16 protein-coding genes are annotated in these 15517 nt (G+C 70.5%); 8 read left to right on the forward strand and 8 right to left on the reverse strand.

Annotation, left to right across the window (positions count from 1 at the left end; all coding sequences use genetic code 11):
• Positions 1-64: 64 nt before the first annotated feature.
• Complete coding sequence (locus OG753_RS00735; RefSeq protein WP_383201703.1) at positions 65-1276, reverse strand: aminotransferase class I/II-fold pyridoxal phosphate-dependent enzyme; 1212 nt, start codon at positions 1274-1276, stop codon at positions 65-67.
• A 326-nt stretch (positions 1277-1602) separates the two neighbouring features.
• Here OG753_RS00735 and OG753_RS00740 point away from each other — a divergent pair, with 326 nt between their 5' ends.
• Positions 1603-2505 (forward strand): BTAD domain-containing putative transcriptional regulator, encoded by a 903-nt coding sequence (locus tag OG753_RS00740; protein WP_405786654.1) that lies wholly within the window; start codon positions 1603-1605, stop codon positions 2503-2505.
• Between the two features lie 235 nt (positions 2506-2740).
• On the opposite strand, the gene OG753_RS00745 is transcribed toward OG753_RS00740, so the two are convergent.
• The 3 genes from OG753_RS00745 to OG753_RS00755 are packed head-to-tail and all read right to left on the reverse strand — an operon-like array spanning position 2741 to position 4742.
• Positions 2741-3493: an SDR family NAD(P)-dependent oxidoreductase gene (locus OG753_RS00745; RefSeq protein WP_327260151.1), complete on the reverse strand. Its 753-nt coding sequence runs from the start codon at positions 3491-3493 to the stop codon at positions 2741-2743.
• On the reverse strand, positions 3490-4476 hold the full coding sequence (locus OG753_RS00750; RefSeq protein ID WP_327260152.1) for a ketoacyl-ACP synthase III: 987 nt from the start codon (positions 4474-4476) through the stop codon (positions 3490-3492). The genes OG753_RS00745 and OG753_RS00750 overlap by 4 nt, the downstream gene beginning before the upstream one ends.
• A gap of 11 nt (positions 4477-4487) precedes the next feature.
• Positions 4488-4742: a hypothetical protein gene (locus OG753_RS00755; protein ID WP_030390264.1), complete on the reverse strand. Its 255-nt coding sequence runs from the start codon at positions 4740-4742 to the stop codon at positions 4488-4490.
• Between the two features lie 206 nt (positions 4743-4948).
• Here OG753_RS00755 and OG753_RS00760 point away from each other — a divergent pair, with 206 nt between their 5' ends.
• From OG753_RS00760 to OG753_RS00790, 7 genes are all read left to right on the forward strand, one after another.
• Positions 4949-5845, forward strand: a complete 897-nt coding sequence (locus tag OG753_RS00760; protein WP_327260153.1) for a class I SAM-dependent methyltransferase — start codon at positions 4949-4951, stop codon at positions 5843-5845.
• Positions 5846-5855: 10 nt separating this feature from the next.
• Positions 5856-7418: a flavin-containing monooxygenase gene (locus tag OG753_RS00765; RefSeq protein ID WP_405786657.1), complete on the forward strand. Its 1563-nt coding sequence runs from the start codon at positions 5856-5858 to the stop codon at positions 7416-7418.
• 13 nt (positions 7419-7431) lie between these two features.
• Positions 7432-8958: an FAD-binding protein gene (locus tag OG753_RS00770; protein ID WP_327260155.1), complete on the forward strand. Its 1527-nt coding sequence runs from the start codon at positions 7432-7434 to the stop codon at positions 8956-8958.
• A gap of 103 nt (positions 8959-9061) precedes the next feature.
• Positions 9062-9535, forward strand: a complete 474-nt coding sequence (locus OG753_RS00775) for an SRPBCC family protein (RefSeq protein ID WP_327260156.1) — start codon at positions 9062-9064, stop codon at positions 9533-9535.
• Complete coding sequence (locus OG753_RS00780) at positions 9532-10371, forward strand: alpha/beta fold hydrolase (RefSeq protein WP_405786659.1); 840 nt, start codon at positions 9532-9534, stop codon at positions 10369-10371. The genes OG753_RS00775 and OG753_RS00780 overlap by 4 nt, the downstream gene beginning before the upstream one ends.
• Positions 10368-11087: a 4'-phosphopantetheinyl transferase gene (locus tag OG753_RS00785; RefSeq protein WP_405786660.1), complete on the forward strand. Its 720-nt coding sequence runs from the start codon at positions 10368-10370 to the stop codon at positions 11085-11087. The genes OG753_RS00780 and OG753_RS00785 overlap by 4 nt, the downstream gene beginning before the upstream one ends.
• A gap of 57 nt (positions 11088-11144) precedes the next feature.
• Positions 11145-12227: a protein kinase family protein gene (locus OG753_RS00790; RefSeq protein WP_405786662.1), complete on the forward strand. Its 1083-nt coding sequence runs from the start codon at positions 11145-11147 to the stop codon at positions 12225-12227.
• 69 nt (positions 12228-12296) lie between these two features.
• Here the strand turns inward: OG753_RS00790 and OG753_RS00795 are convergent, their stop codons facing one another.
• The 4 genes from OG753_RS00795 to OG753_RS00810 all read right to left on the reverse strand — a co-directional run bounded on the left by OG753_RS00795 (position 12297) and on the right by OG753_RS00810 (position 15490).
• Positions 12297-13301, reverse strand: a complete 1005-nt coding sequence (locus OG753_RS00795; RefSeq protein ID WP_405786664.1) for an AraC family transcriptional regulator — start codon at positions 13299-13301, stop codon at positions 12297-12299.
• Between the two features lie 119 nt (positions 13302-13420).
• A complete protein-coding gene (locus OG753_RS00800) occupies positions 13421-13924 on the reverse strand; it encodes an anthrone oxygenase family protein (RefSeq protein ID WP_327260161.1) in 504 nt (167 codons plus the stop codon).
• Entirely contained in the window at positions 13921-14556 is a 636-nt protein-coding gene (locus OG753_RS00805; protein WP_327260162.1) for a hemerythrin domain-containing protein, read from the reverse strand. The genes OG753_RS00800 and OG753_RS00805 overlap by 4 nt, the downstream gene beginning before the upstream one ends.
• A 106-nt stretch (positions 14557-14662) precedes the next feature.
• Complete coding sequence (locus OG753_RS00810) at positions 14663-15490, reverse strand: NAD(P)H-binding protein (RefSeq protein ID WP_327260163.1); 828 nt, start codon at positions 15488-15490, stop codon at positions 14663-14665.
• Between the last annotated feature and the right edge of the window lie 27 nt (positions 15491-15517).

The raw sequence follows: 15517 nt of genomic DNA on the forward strand, positions 1-15517 counted from the left end.
TCTGCTCCCTGAGGCGGACTGAGAGGTACGGAAAAAGGGGTGGGAGGGGTGGCCGTGGGGGCGGTCAGATGATGTGGCACTCGCGGGCGGAGGTGATGAGGGCCTCGGCGGCGAAGTCGATGTCGGAGGTGGTGTGGGCGGCGGTGATGGCGATGCGCAGCCGGGCCAGGTCGTTGGGGACGGCCGGGGTGACGACGGGGAGTCCGATCACGCCGTTCTTGCGGCAGGCGGTGGCGAGGTCGTAGGCGGCCTCGTCGGAGCCGGCGATGACCGGGACGACGGCGGTCTCGCTGTCGACGGTGCTGATGCCGGCCTGGTTGAGGATGCCGCGGAAGCGTGCGGATTCGCGCTGGATGAACTGCACGCGCTGGGGCTCGCGCTGCATGATGCGCAGGGATTCCAGGGCGGCGCCGGTCTGTGCTCCGCCGAGGGCGGCGGAGAAGAGGAAGGGGCGGGCGGCGTAGCGCAGGTGGTGGACGAGTTCGGCGGAGCCGGCGACCCATCCGCCCATGGAGGGGATGGCCTTGGAGAGGGTGCCGAGCTTGATGTCGACCTTGGCCTCGTAGTTGAAGTGCTCCTCGATGCCTTTGCCGGTGGCGCCGATGACGCCGAGGGCGTGGGCCTCGTCGACCATCAGGAGTGCGTTGTGGGCGTCGCAGACCTTGCGCAGGTCGACCAGGGGGGCGATGTCGCCGTCCATGGAATAGACGCTGTCGACGATGACGAGGCGGACGCCGGTGTCGGGGGCGGCGGCGAGGCGGCGTTCGAGGTGGGTGACGTCGTTGTGGCGGAAGCGGGTGACGGTGGCGCCGGAGAGCTTGCAGCCGTCGACGATGCTGGCGTGGTCGTACTTGTCGATGAAGACGGTGTCGCCGGGTCCGACGATGGCGCCGACGGTGCCGACGTTGGCGGCGTAGCCGGAGCCGAAGACCAGGGCCCGCTCGCGGCCGGCGACCTTGGCGACCTCGGCCTCCAGTTCCTCGTGCAGCGGGGTGGTTCCGGCCAGGGCGCGTACGCCGTGGTTGCCGGTGCCGTAGCGGTCGACGGCGGCCTTGGCGGCGGAGACGACCCGCTCGTCGCCGGCGAGTCCGAGGTAGGAGTAGCCGGACATCATCAGCAGGCGGCGGCCGTCCTGGTCCGCGTACGCGGAGTCCCGCTCGGCCGTGTAGGCCACGAAGCTGTTCTTGCGGTTGGGCTCGTACTCCAGGGACCGGACGCGGTCGCGGAAGTAGGCCAGCTTCGGCTCGAGGCGGTCCCAGGCAGCGGATGCGTTCACGTGCTTCTCCTCGTCGCGATCGTCCGGCGGACCCGGAACTCCATCGACGCCCTGCCGTTTCTCCGGCCGGGCTCTAGTGGAATTCCATTAAGGCTCGGGGGGCGCAATAGCAGCGCAAGAGCGGGACTGCAGCCGGACCACAGCCGCGCCACAGCCGGACTGCAGTGGCGCTCAAAAAGCGAAAGGGAAAGCCCGGACCTCGGGTTTTATTCGGTCGGAAATGTTTGCCGACCGCTGTTGACATGCGGAGAAGGCCCGCCGGTATCCTCTGAATCGCACGAACTTGGGGGACACGGCCGGAAGCCGACCGTTTCGGAGAGTGCATAGTGCTGATCAGACTCATAGGTCTTGTCACGATCGAGCCGGACGGAGCACCGCCTCAACACCTCTCGAGCGCGCAGGCGCAGGTCGCGTTCGCCCGGCTGCTCCTGGAGCGGGCCGGCGGCACGGACCGTGACCAGCTGGCCGAGACGATATGGCCCGAGGGCCTGCCGGACACCTGGGCCTCGGCCCTGCGCAGCCTGGTGAGCCGGGTGCGTACGTTCGTCACGACGCCGCAGGACGGGCCGGGGGCCACTCCCCTGGTCTCGCAGGGCGGCCGCTACCTTCTGCGGGTGCCGCGGGACGCGGTCGTGGACGTGGAGGTCGCGGAGACCGCGCTGGCCGAGGCCGCCGAGGCGTACGCCGAGGGGGCCTACGCGGTGGCGGCGCAGCTCGCGGCGGGCGCGGTGTCGAACCTGCGCGGCTCGTTCCTGCCCTCGCACGAGGGCGAGTGGGTCAACGCGATGCGCGAGCAGCTGGAGGAGCTGCGGCTGAAGGCGCTGGAGACGGCGAGCCTGTCCTCCTCGGCGCTGGGCGACGAGCATCATGCGCTGCGGTATGCGGAGGAGGCCGTGCGGCGTGCCCCGTTCCGGGAGAGCGCCTACCGGTGCCGGATGGCGGCCCATACCCGGGCGGGCAACCGGGCGGAGGCGCTGCGCAGTTACCAGCAGTTGCGGGAGGTGCTGGCGGAGGAGCTGGGCATCGATCCGGCGCCGGAGACGGAGGCCGCGTACCTGGAGCTGCTGCGCACGCCCGAACCGCGGCCGACCGTGCGTTCGCTGACCTGCCTGGACCCGGTGCTGATGGGGGTGTTCGAGGTGGATCACCGCATGCCGGTGCCCCGGCCGTGCTCGCTGGCCGAGCACGGGTGCGTCACGCACCGCATGTCGTCCTCCCCCGCCGCCTGATCCGCTCATGCGAAAGGGCCGCCGCTGCGCTGGTGCGCGGCGGCGGCCCTCGTGTGCCCGCGGGCGGGTGCGTACGTCCTCGTGCTTGTGGGTCCTTGTGTGCGTAGGTCCTCTGGTGCGTGGGTCCTCGTGCGCGTAGGTCCTCCGGTGGGTCCGGGCCCGGTCGGCGGGGACGACGGGAGCCCCGGCCTCCCTGTGGGGGTGGGGAGGCCGGGGCCGGGGAGCGGCGGGGGGATCAGGTGATGGAGACGCCGCTGTCGATGCTGATGACCTGGCCCGTCATGCAGTCCTGGTCGAGGAAGAGGCCGGCGCTGCGGGCGACTTCTTCGACCGTGACGAACCGCGGGATCGGGGCCTTGTCCTCCATGCCTTCGATGACCCGGTCCGGCAGGGTGTTGGTCATGCCGGTGATCATGAAGCCGGGGGACAGTGCGTTCACCGTCACCCCGCGCCGGCCGCATTCGGCGGCGAGGGTGCGGGTGAAGCCGATCAGTCCCGCCTTGGAGGCCGAGTAGGCGGTCTGGCCGGCCGTGGCGATGATGCCCGACGGGGACACGATGTTGATGACCCGGCCCCACCGCTTGCGCAGCATGTACGGGACCGAGACGCGGGCGGTGTGGAAGGAGCCGATCAGGTTGGTCTGGATGACCTGGGCCCAGTCGGCCGGGTTCTGCATCGCCATCAGGCTGTCCTTGCGGATGGCCCCGTTGTTGACGAGTACGTCCACCGGGCCGAGTTCGGCCGATATCCGCTCGTAGAGGGCCTGGGTGGCCTCCCACGAACCGACGTCGCCGGTGACCAGGACCGAGGGGTTGGTCAGTTTCTCCCGGACGGCCTCCGCGCCCTGGCGGGAGCTGTTGTAGTGGACCGCGACCCGGCAGCCCAGCGCGTCCAGTTCCAGCGCCAGGGCCTGGCCGAGGCCGCCCGAGGCGCCGGTCACGAGCGCGACCGGGGACTCGGGCCTCACGCCCGCACCGTTCTTGCTCATGCCGCGACACCGCCCCACTCCATCAGGATCGAACCCCAGGTCATGCCTGCTCCGAAGCCGGCCAGCAGGACCTTGTCACCGGATTTGATCCGGCCCTCCTCGAGGGCCTCGGTCAGTGCGATCGGGATCGACGCCGAGGCGGTGTTCCCGTACTTCTGGAGGTTGGTGATCAAAGCCTCCTGCCGCAGGCCGGTGTGGGACAGGATCGAGTTGATGATCCGGATGTTGGCCTGGTGCGGTACGACGTGGTCGATGTCCGCGGCGTCCACCTTGGCGCTCTCCAGCGTCTCGCGGACCGTGCGGACGGTGTAGCGGACGGCGTTGAGGTAGATCTCGTTGCCGTTGATCTGCGCGTAGTGCAGGCCCGCGTCCAGGGTCTCCTGGGTGGTGGGCATCCGGCTGCCGCCGGCGAGGACCTTGAGGGAGCCGGTGCAGGCCCCGTCGGCGCCCAGGTTCCAGGCCTTGACCCGGTTCTCGGGGCCCGGCTGGAGGACGACGGCGCCCGCGCCGTCGCCGACGAGGATGGACAGGTCCCGGTCGGCCGGGTTGGCCGTCAGGGTGTGGGTGTCGGAGCCGATCAGCAGGATCGGCCGGGGGTCGATGGCGATCAGCGCCATGGCGGACACGAGCCCGTAGACGAAGCCCGCGCACTCGGAGTTGACGTCGTGCGCGCTGCCCGCGATCCCCAGTTCGTGGTGGACGAACGCGGAGGTCGCCGGGGACGGCTGCTCGGGCGTGGCCGTCGCGACGATGAGGTGGGCGATGTCCGCGCCGGTCAGGCCCGCCTTCTCGAGCGCGCGCCGGCCGGCCTCGACGGCCAGGGAGGCGGTGGTCTGCCCCGGGTCGACCGCCCGCCGCTCGCGGATGCCGCAGCGGCTGACGACCCAGTGCTCGTCGACGCCGAAGCGTGTCGCGAGTTCGGCGCTGGTGACGATGCGTTCGGGTACGGACATGCCCCACCCGGTGATGTCGAAGCCGGTCACGTCACCCCTCGCTACGCCTGAGCCGGGACGAGATCGACGATCTTCGCGTACACGTCACGCAGGGTGGTCGTGTCGTCGAGGTCGGCGAAGAGCGACTCGTCGGCCGGAATGTGCGGGTACTGGTTCTGGAAGCCGTACAGCCACTCCATCAGGTCCAGCGAGTCGACGTCCGCGATGTGCTGGAGCGGGGCGTCGGGGCTGACCTCCGCGGCACCCGAGACGGCCTCGAGCTGGCTCGCCAGTTCTTCGATGGTGGGCAGCGACATGGGGTCGGTCCTCTCTCGGCAATGCAACTCGGCAGTGCGTGTCTGGTTTTCGAGAGTGATGAAAGCCGCGCCCCCGCAAGGAACGCGCAACACGGCGCCGGATTGTGTCCGGAGGCCGTCTTGCGCACGCCTTGCGGGGCATCCGGTTTTCTCGACGCGAATTCGGAAATTCACGGCCCGCCGGACACGCAGGAAAGAGGATCAGGATGACAACGGTCGCCCCCAAGTCGGTGGACCCCGAGGTCGATGCGATCAGGCACCACTACGAGGTCAGCAACGATTTCTACCGGCTGCTGCTGGGCCCCACGATGATGTACTCCGGCGGCTACTGGGAAGACGGCGAGGACCTGGTCGCCACCCTCGACGAGGCGCAGGAGCGCAAGCTCGACAAGTTCGCCGAGCTCGCCAATGTCTCCGCCGGCCGTACCGGGCGCGTCCTGGACATCGGCTGCGGCTGGGGCACCATGCTCAACCGCCTCACCACCGTGCACGGTGCGGAGCAGGCCGTCGGCCTGACCCTGTCGCGCACGCAGGAGGCGTTCATCGCCGGCCTGGACAACCCGCGGATCACCACGCTGGTCCAGAGCTGGGCCGACTACAAGGTCGCGGACGACAGCGAGAAGTACGACGCGGCGTTCTGCATCAACGCGCTGGAGCACTTCGTCTCCTCCAACCTGCCGCCGAAGGAGCGCACGAAGCGCTACCGGTACTTCTTCCAGCAGGTCGCGAACGCCCTGAACCCGGGTGCGAAGTTCGTGCTGCACACCATGACCGCCGAGGCGCTGCCGATGAACCGGGCGCTCCTGGACGACCTGAAGTTCCTGCAGCGCTCGGAGTTCGAGGGCTGCCACATCCCGCACCTGAGCGAGCTGAGCGCCGCGGCGGAGGGTCTCTTCGAGATCGACGAGATCGTCAACGAGCGCGAGTCGTTCGCGATGGCCTGCCGTGCCTGGCTGGTCCTGCTGGCCGAGCGCCGGGACGAGGCCGTGGCCATGGAGGGCGAGGAGGTCGTCTCGCGGTTCGAGCGCTACCTCGACATCTTCGCGTACACCCTCGAGGACAAGTTCTTCAACAACTTCCGCGTCACCATCACGCGCCGTTAAGGAGGTTGACGTGACGAGCATTCTCGAACCGGCCAAGGACGGCGGGGCACGTACGGGCACCGAGAAGCGTCCCGGCGGCCACGGCCCGACCCGGCACCTGCGGGTCGCGGTCATCGGCACCGGGTTCTCGGGTCTGGGCACCGCCGTCCGGCTGCTGCAGTCGGGCATCGACGACTTCCTGGTGTTCGAGCGGGCCGACGAGGTCGGCGGCACCTGGCGCGACAACAGCTATCCGGGGTGTGCGTGCGACGTCATGTCCCACCTCTACTCGTTCTCCTTCGCCCGGAACCCGAACTGGAAGTCGACGTTCGCCTCGCGGGACGAGCTGTTCGCGTATCTGCGCGATACGGCCGACCGTTTCGGCGTGCGCCCGCACATCCGGTTCGGGCACGAGCTTCAGGCCGCCCGCTGGGACGAGGGCGAGCGGCACTGGAGGATCGAGACCTCGCAGGGCCAGTACACCGCGCAGTTCCTGGTGACCGGCACGGGCTACCTCAGTGAGGCGGCCGTGCCGGACATCAAGGGCCTTGCCGAGTTCGAGGGCAAGGTCTTCCACTCCTCGAACTGGGACCACGACCACGAGCTGGCGGGCCGGCGCGTCGCCGTCATCGGCACGGGCGCCTCGGCGATCCAGTTCGTCCCGAAGATCCAGCCCGAGGTCGGGCAGCTGGACCTGTACCAGCGCACCCCGGCGTGGATCGGCCCCAAGCCCGACAAGGCCAACAGCCCGCTGCACACCACGATGCTGCGTTCGCTGCCCGGCTACCAGCAGTTCCGGCGGGGCTTCAACATGTGGGGCCGGGAGATCCTCGCGTTCTTCTGGAAGCGCCCCAAGCTCGCCGAGAAGGTCCAGAAGATGGCGAGCGACCACCTGGAGAAGTCGGTGGCGGACGAGGCGCTGCGCAAGCGGCTGACCCCCGACTATCTGGTGGCCTGCAAGCGGCTGCTGTTCTCCAACACGTGGTACCCGGCGATCCAGCAGCCGAACGTGGAGGTCGTCACCGACGGCATCGCCGAGGTCCGTGCGAAGTCGATCGTGGGCACGGACGGCGTCGAGCGCGAGGTCGACACCATCATCCTGGGCACCGGTTTCCAGGCCACCGACCGGCCGGTCGCGCGCCGGATCTGGGGCCGGGACGGTGTGCAGCTGCGTGAGGCGTGGAAGGACGGGATGGCCGCGCACCGCGGTACCACCATCGCGGGCTTCCCGAACCTGTTCATGCTGCTGGGCCCGAACACGGCCCTGGGCCACTCCTCGCAGACCGTGATGATCGAGGCGCAGGTCCAGTACGTCGTGGACTCCCTGCGGCAGGCTGCCGAGCGCGGTCTGTCGAGCATCGAGGTCCGCCGGGAGGCGCAGGACGCCTACAACCGGAAGCTCGACAAGCACCTGGAGGGCACGGTCTGGATGTCGGGCGGCTGCAAGAGCTGGTACCTCGACTCCGCCGGCCGCAACACCTCGATCTTCCCGACGTACACCTGGCGCTTCCGCCGGGGCACCAAGCGCCTCGACCTGAGCGAGTACCAGCTCGCTTCCCAGGTACGCAGCACCAAGCCGGTACCTCACCAGTAGGAGACGTACGAAGATGAGCAGCACCCACAGAACTGCCGAGGGCACCGCCGCCCAGCCGTCCCGCCGCCGGATCCTGGGCGGGATCGCGACCACTGCCGTCGCGGTCGTCGGCTGGAATGCCGTGAGCCAGACCTGGGCGACGGCCGCCGAGGCGGCCGGGAACTCCGACGTCGTCCCGGTGCCGGGCCTGGTCGGCACCCTGGAGACGACGCCCGGTGTGGTCGACGCCTTCGCCAACGACTTCGGTCATCTCTTCGACGGCGCCCCGAGCAAGCCGTGGGCCGTGCTGCGGCCGGGCGGCGTGGACGACATCGTCAAGATCGTCAACTACGCCCGTGCCAACGGCATCAAGGTCGCCGTCAACGGTCAGGGCGGCACCGGCGACGACATCGAGTCGCACTCGGTGTACGGGCAGGCGCGTGTTCCGGGCGGTATCTCCATCGACGCCAAGGGCATGTCGAGGATCCTGTCGATCGGCAGCGACCACGCGGTGGTCGAAGCCGGTGTGACGTGGGGTCAGCTGACGGACGCGACGCTCGCGGTGGGCAAGACCCCGCCGGCGCTGCCGGACTACCTGTACATCTCGGTCGGCGGGACGATCAGCATCGGCGGTATCGGCGGCACGGTGCAGCGGTACGGCCTGCTGTGCGACACCGTGCAGTCCATCGACATCGTCACGGGTGACGGCAAGCTGGTCACCGCGACGGCGACGCAGCGCACGGAGCTGTTCAACGCGGCGCTGTCGGGCGGCGGCCAGGTCGGCATCATCGTGCGGGTCAAGGTCAAGCTGATCCCGGCGCCGAAGCGGGCCGTCATCTTCAGCCTGTACTACAACACGGTGGAGCAGTACCTGACCGACTCCGAGCGGGTGCTGGCCGACGGCCGGTTCGAGGTCCACGCGGGCGAGATGCAGCGGACCCCGGACAACTCGGGCTGGCGTTACAAGCTGGAGGTCGGGGCGACGTACAACACGACGCCGCCGAACCGGGCCCGGCTGCTGTGCGACCTGCAGGACGTGCGGGCGGAGGCGGTCATCGAGGACGTGACGTTCCGGGACTACATGTTCCGGCTCGACGCGTACGAGGCGTACCTGAAGGAGGGCGGCCACTGGTACACGCCCAAGCCGTGGCTGAGCATGTTCCTGCCGGCGTCGAAGACGAAGCAGTTCATGAAGCTCGTGGAGCAGGAGCTGGATGCGAACTCGCTGGGCGGCGGGTTCCTGCTCTTCTACCCGTTCTTCTCCTCGAAGATCAAGCGTCCGCTGGCGATGATGCCGAACGAGTCGGTGGTCTACCTCTTCGACCTGCTGCGGTTCCCCAACCCGGGTGAGCCCAACATCCAGGGAATGATCGACCAGAACCGCCGTCTGTACGACATCGCGGTGGGCCTGGGCGCGAAGCGCTATCTGGTGGGGTCGATCCCGATGTCGGGTGCCGACTGGAAGAAGCACTTCGGCAACCGGTGGACCGGTTTCGTGAACGCGAAGAACAAGTTCGACCCGAACAACATCTTCACTCCCGGGCAGGGCTTCTTCGCCTGACAGCGGGGGCCTGACCGGTCGTGGAGTCCCGGCGGCGGGGGCGGGGAGAGGGACCCCGCCCCCCCCGCCTCTTTTCTTTCCCGTATCCACTGGAGGGTTCGGTATGACGACGTACGACCTGATCGACGAGGCGGTGATCGACGCCCCGGCGGATGCCGTGTGGGAGGCGCTCGTCGCGGAGTTCCGCGGGGCCCGCAAGTGGTGGGTGCCGGCCAATACGTTCACGGCGGTGTCCGGTGCCCCCGACGAGGTCGGCGGCATGGTGGGCGTGACGGTGCACACCAAGGGCGCCGACAAGGGCGGGCTGAAGCTGCGCTTCACCTCGCGGACGGTGGCGGTGGAGCCGGGCCGGCGCCTGGACATCGAGTACGTGGACGGGGTGTTCCGGGGTCCCAGCACGTTCCGTGTGGAGCCGCTGGCGGACGGCCGTACCCGTATCTCCATGCATTTCACCGGCAGCCCGCACGGCTGGCTGAAGGTGCTGGCCAAGGTCGCGGACCTGGGTGCGGAGCATTCCAGGGGCACGCTGGCGGCGTTCGAGTCCCTGGACCGGCAGCTGTCGGCGGTGCCGCGGTGAGCACGGCGGCAGCGGGGCTCACCCGTGAGCTGACGGTCCGCACCGACGACGGGGCCGCGCTGGAGGTGACGGTGCTGGCGCCGCTGGCGGGCACGCCGGCGGCCGCGGACGTGGTCCTGGTGCACGGCTGGGCGCACACCCGGCGGGTGTGGGGCACGGTCGCGGACCGGCTGATCCGGGCCGGGCACCGGGTGGTGCTGTACGACCAGCGCGGTCACGGCGCCTCGACGCTGGGCCGTACCCCGGTCTCGGTGGAGCGGCTGAGTGCGGACCTGGCGGCGGTCCTCGGTGAGACGGACGCGCGGGAGGCGGTGGTCGTCGGTCATTCGGGCGGCGGGTTCGCCGCCCTCGGCTACGCGGCGACCTCGCCGTCGGCGGGCCGGCTGCGCGGGCTGGTGCTGCTGGGCACGGCGGCGCACGGCCAGGACACCCCGGACAGCGAGGTGAAGATGATGGGCAGTGCCGTGTTCTCCAGGGCGCTCGGCCGTCCGTGGCTGGGCCGCAAGCTGCTGGGTTCCACCATGGGCAAGGAGGTGGACCCGGTGGTGCGGGACGTGAACCGGCAGCTGTTCGCGGCAGCCGCGCCCCGGGTGCGGGCGGAGTTCTTCCGGTGCACGCGCGGCTGGGACGTCCGCGAGGCGCTGCGGTCGGTCACGGTGCCGGCGGTGGTCCTGCACGGCGAGGGCGACAAGGTGATCGACATCGCGCTGGCCGAGGTCCTCGCGGAGGTGATCCCCGGTGCCCGCTTCGAACGGGTCCCGGACGCGGGCCACATGCTGCCGCTGGAGCGGCCGTTGCTGGCGGTGGCCGCGGCGATGGAGCTCGCCTCGCGATGATCGAGGAACTCCTGCCTCCGGGCGTCACGTCATCGGAAGCCTTCGACGACGCGGCGCCCGCTGTGCTGTTCCCTGCCGAGGCGGCTTTGATGGCGGGGCGCCGGGAGCGGCGGCGCCGGCAGTTCGCGACGGCGCGGGCCTGTGCGCGGCACTGCCTGAGCGAGCTGGGGCGGCGGCCGGTGGCCCTGCTCCCGGGCCCGGGCGGGGCCCCGCAGTGGCCGTCCGGTGTGGTCGGCAGCATCACCCACTGCGAGGGGTACCGTGCGGCGGTGGCCGCCCCGGCCTCGTCGGTGGCGGCCCTGGGTATCGACGCGGAGCCGGCGGGGCCGCTGCCGCCGGGGGTCCTCGGGCTGATCGCCTGCGGTGCGGAGCGCGCCCATCTGGCGGGCCTTGCCGCAGCGGATGCCTCGCTGCCGTGGGAGCGGATCTTCTTCTCGGCGAAGGAGGCCGTGTACAAGGCCTGGTATCCGGCGACGGGGATCTGGCTGGGTTTCCGTGACGCCTCGGTGGCCCTCTCCCCCGCGGGCACGTTCACGGCCACCCTGCGCCCGCCGGTGCCGTCGCCGGTGGACCCGGTGTACGAGGGCCGCTGGCTGGCCGGGCGGGGCCTGGTCCTGACGGCGGTGACCCGTGTGGAACACGCGGGCGCCGTGCGGCCGGCCCCGGCCGGTCCTTGCGGTCCTGCTCGCGGGCCCGCGCCGGCCGGTACGGCGTAGGGTCGGCGGCGTACGCGGGATTGCCGAAGCCCTGGTCCGGGCACCGAGGAGACGTCGATGCGGGACCATGACCGGCGCCGCGCCGCGCGCCTGGCGGGTTACGGGGCCGTCAGCACCGGGCTCTCCCTGCTGAGCGACCACCGGCTCGGTGAGGCTGTGGCAGGTGCCACTGCGCTCGGGTCGGGCATCGGCGGCAGGTCGGCCGAGCTGGACGTCGACGGAACGCGTGTCTTCGTCAAGCGGATCCCTTTGACGGACATCGAACTGCGGCCGGAGAACGTGCGGTCGACGGCGAACGTCTTCCGGCTGCCGTTGTTCTACCAGTACGGGGTGGGCTCGGCGGGGTTCGGTGCCTGGCGGGAGCTCGCCGTGCACACGATGACCACGAACTGGGTACTCGGCGACGCGTACGCGGGATTTCCTCTGATGTACCACTGGCGGGTTCTGCCCGACTCCCCTCCCGAAGGATTCACCGACGCCTTCGGGGGCCTGGAGGGGGCTGTCGCGCACTGGGAGGGGTCGCCGGCCGTTCGTGGCCGGCTGGAGGCCATCGGCCGGTCCTCGTGCAGCCTGGTGGTCTTCCTGGAGCACGTGCCGTACACGCTCGCCGGATGGCTGGCCGAGCGGGAGAGCGCCGTGCGGGAGGGCGGGGAGGGCTCGCCCCTGCGCTGGGTGGAGGAAGCTCTGACGGGCGGGGCCGCCTTCATGAGTTCTCGCGGACTTGTCCACTTCGATGCTCACTTCGCCAACATCCTGACCGATGGCCGCCGGCTCTACTTCGCCGACTTCGGGCTTGCCCTGAGCGACTGTTTCGACCTTTCCGCGGAGGAGTCCGGGTTCCTCTCGGACCACCTGGCGTTCGACCGCTGCTACACCGCGAGCCACCTGCTGCGACACCACGTGCTCGACGGCGTGCGCGGTGAGACGGGTCGCGAGGTGTTCCTGCGCGACTGGACAGCGGGCCGGCGGCCCGGCGGCATCCCGCTTGAGGTCACGGATGTCATCGACCGGCACGCACGCTCCACCCTTGTCGTGGACTCCTTCTTCCGCCGTCTGCTCACCGAGAGCAGGCGGACGCCGTTCCCGGCCGCGGAGATCGAGCGGCAGGCGGGCGGCGTGCGGGACGCGGCAGGCGGCTGAGGTGGTCTCTCCCCCCACTGTGTGACCGTTCGGGCCCTCCCCCGCGGCGGACTTGGCCGCCGCGCGGGGTCAGCCCCGGTCGGTGGGCAGGACGACGGTGCGGGCGGGTTGGGCGGTGCGGGGTGCGGTGGACGGGGTCGCGCCGTTGCGGAATTCCTGGGGGCTGATGCCCCGTACCCGTTTGAAGGCTGCCGACAGGGCGAAGGCCGAGCTGTAGCCGACGCGGCGGGCGACGGTGGTGACGGTGGCGTCCGGTTCGCGCAGCAGGTCGGCGGCGAGTGCCAGGCGCCAGCCGGTCAGGTAGGCGACCGGGGGTTCGCCGACGACGTCGGTGAAGCGGCGGGCCAGGGCGGCCCGGGAGACGCCGACCTTCAGGGCGAGTTCCCCGACGGTCCAGCCGTGGACCGGGTTTTCGTGGAGCAGGCGCAGGGCGGGGCCGACGACGGGGTCGCTCTGGGCGCGGTACCAGGCGGGGGCGCCGCTGCCGGGTGCTGCCAGCCAGGTGCGCAGGACTCCGATGAGCAGCAGGTCCAGGAGCCGGTCCAGGACGATCTCCTGGCCGGGTTCGTCCTTGGAGATCTCCGAGGTGAGCAGGGTGACCAGGGTGTTGTCGGCGGCTTCGGCGGGGCGGACCAGGAGGGTGGGCAGGGCGCTGAGCAGCCGGCGGCCGATTTCGCTGGGTGCCTGGTAGGTGCCGCTGAGCATGACCGAGGAGCCGGCGTCCTGGAAGGTGTCGCCCCAGGTGCGCACGCCCAGGGCCATGGTGTCGGTGACGTCCTCGCCCTCCTGGGTGCTGCAGCGCTGTTCGGGGCCGACGGTGATCTGGACGGGGGTGCCGGGGGTGTCGGCGACGGTGTAGGGGTCGGGGCCCCGTACGACGGCCACGTCTCCGGGGCGGATCAGGACGGGGTCGGCGTGGTCGGGGACGAGCCAGGCTGTGCCGTGCACCATGGTGACGACGGAGAGGGGGGCCCGGTCCTCGACGCGCAGTGACCAGGGCGGGTTGAAGACGGACTTGAGGAGGAAGGCCCCGCGGGCTTTGGGGCCTTCGAGGAGGCCGGTCAGCGTGTCCATGTCTTCATCCTCTCTCGGAGGGTGCAGCGAAGCGCCCGCTCTCCCGCGGGGGACGGAAAGAGAGCGGGCGCCGTTCGCGGGGTGGGGGGTGGCCCTTGGCCGGGCCGGGGAGGGCGGTTTTACGGGGTCGGTGCGGCCGAGGCGCGGCCGTGCAGGGTCAGTGCGCGGCCCAGGGCGGCCAGGGCGGCGGTGCAGGCGACGGTGCGGACGATGTTCCCGGAGGTCCAGCGGCCGCCGAAGCGGGAGCGGGCGGCGGCGGCGTCGGTGCCGGCCCGGGCGAGCTGGTTGTTGAGGGGGATGTTCACGATCGCGGTGACGGCGAGGGAGAGGCCGTACAGGGCGAAGGCGGCCCAGCCCCAGCGGGCGGCGTCGGGGCGGCCGCCGCGCTGCTGCTGGGTGGCGGCGACGCCGGTCGCCAGGAACGCGCCGAGGAAGAGGAGGCCGAAGAGGCCGTTGTCGATGGCGTCGTTGATGTTGCGCATGGCGGTGACGTAGGTCTGGTCGTCGCCGCGGCCGAGGCCGGGCATCACCGAGATGTCGAAGGCGAAGTAGAGGCCGGCCATCAGGCCGGTGCCCACCGTGGCGGCCACCAGGGTCACGGATTGTGTGGTCGTGCCGGTCACTTCAGGATTCCCTTCAGGGTGCGGGTGTAGCGGCGCTGCAGGAGCGTGGCACCGATCAGGCGGACCGGTGGCGGGATGGTGGCGGAGACGTGGGCGACCGACCGGCGGGGGGCTCCGTCGAACATCCACGGCTGGAGGCGGGTCATCACGCGCAGGGGGGCGCTGGCGACGACTTTGCGTTCCTCGGCGAGGTAGGCGCGTTCGCCGAGCCGTTCGAAGACGGGGAAGACGATGCGTTCCTCGTCGCGGAGGTGGTCGCGCAGGATGCCTTCGAAGGTCTGTGCCGCGCGGGGGAGGTTGTCGCCGCGGTGGGCGATGGCGGTGGACACGGCGGCCATGGCGGCGTCCAGTTCCTCGTGGTCGTCGTGGAGTTCACGGGCCTGGGCGTCGAAGTCGCTGTCGCGGCGGCGCAGTCCGGGCCACAGGACGTCGTCCTCGCTGGTGTGGTGCCATTCGATGGTTTCGCGCAGGTGCTGCCACCAGTCGGCTCCGGCGCCGTTCCATCGGGGGGCGGCGGTGCGCAGGCGGGCTGCGTCGCGTCGCATCGCGATGTGCATCAGGGCGAATCCGTGGAAGTACGGGGGGAGCGCTTCGAGTCCGTTTTCGCTGGAGTACGTCCGGGGCGTGGGCATGGGAACCTCCTGTGCCCCGAGTACCGGGCGGCGGCCGTACCAGAGTCGCCGCCCGGTCAAGGAGCGAAAGGGATGGTGCGGTTGGTGGAAGCGGGCCGGGCGCGGGTCAGACGTTCCAGACTCCGGTGGCCGCGGCCTCGCGGGCGAAGTCGGCGAAGTCCTTGGGCTTGCGGCCCAGGGCTTCTTCGACGCCGTGCACCAGGTGGGCGTTGCGGCCGTCGAGGATCATGGTGAAGAGGTCGGCGAACTCCTCGGGGAGGTTGTTCTCGCGCAGGACGGCGCGGTACTCCTCGTTGGTGACGGAGATGTACTTGATGTCGCGGCCGGTGGCCTTGGTCAGTTCGGCGGCGACGTCGCTGTAGCTGAGGAGGCGGGGGCCGGACAGTTCGTAGGTCTTGCCGATGTGCTTGTCGTCGGTCAGTGCGGCGACGACGACGTCGGCGATGTCGTCGGCGTCGACGAAGGCCTCGACGGCGTCGCCGGTGGGCAGGGCGATCTCGCCGGCCAGGACGGGCTCCAGGAAGAAGCTCTCGTTGAAGTTCTGGTTGAACCAGCTGGAGCGGACGATCGTCCAGTCGGCGCCGGAGGCCTTGAGGTTGTTCTCGCTGACCTCGGCCGCCTCCTCGCCGCGGCCGGACAGGAGCACCAGGCGGCGTGCGCCGGCGGCGACGGCGGCCTTGGAGAATTCGGCGACCTGTTCGGCGGCGCCGGGGAAGGCGAGGTCGGGGTAGTAGGTCACGTATACCCGGTCGACGCCTTCCAGGGCGGGTGCCCAGGTGGCGGGCTCGTGCCAGTCGAAGGCGGGCTGCCCGGAGCGGGAGCCGATGCGGACCTGGCGGCCCTGGGCGGAAAGCTTCTCGGCGACACGTCGGCCGGTCTTGCCGTGACCGCCGATGACGAGGGTGATCTGCGTGTTCTGCGCGTTCTGAGTCATGAGTACAGTCAAGTCCAGTCTCGCGAG

The organism is Streptomyces sp. NBC_00029 (genome assembly GCF_045160505.1).
Classification (GTDB): Bacteria; Actinomycetota; Actinomycetes; order Streptomycetales; family Streptomycetaceae; genus Streptomyces.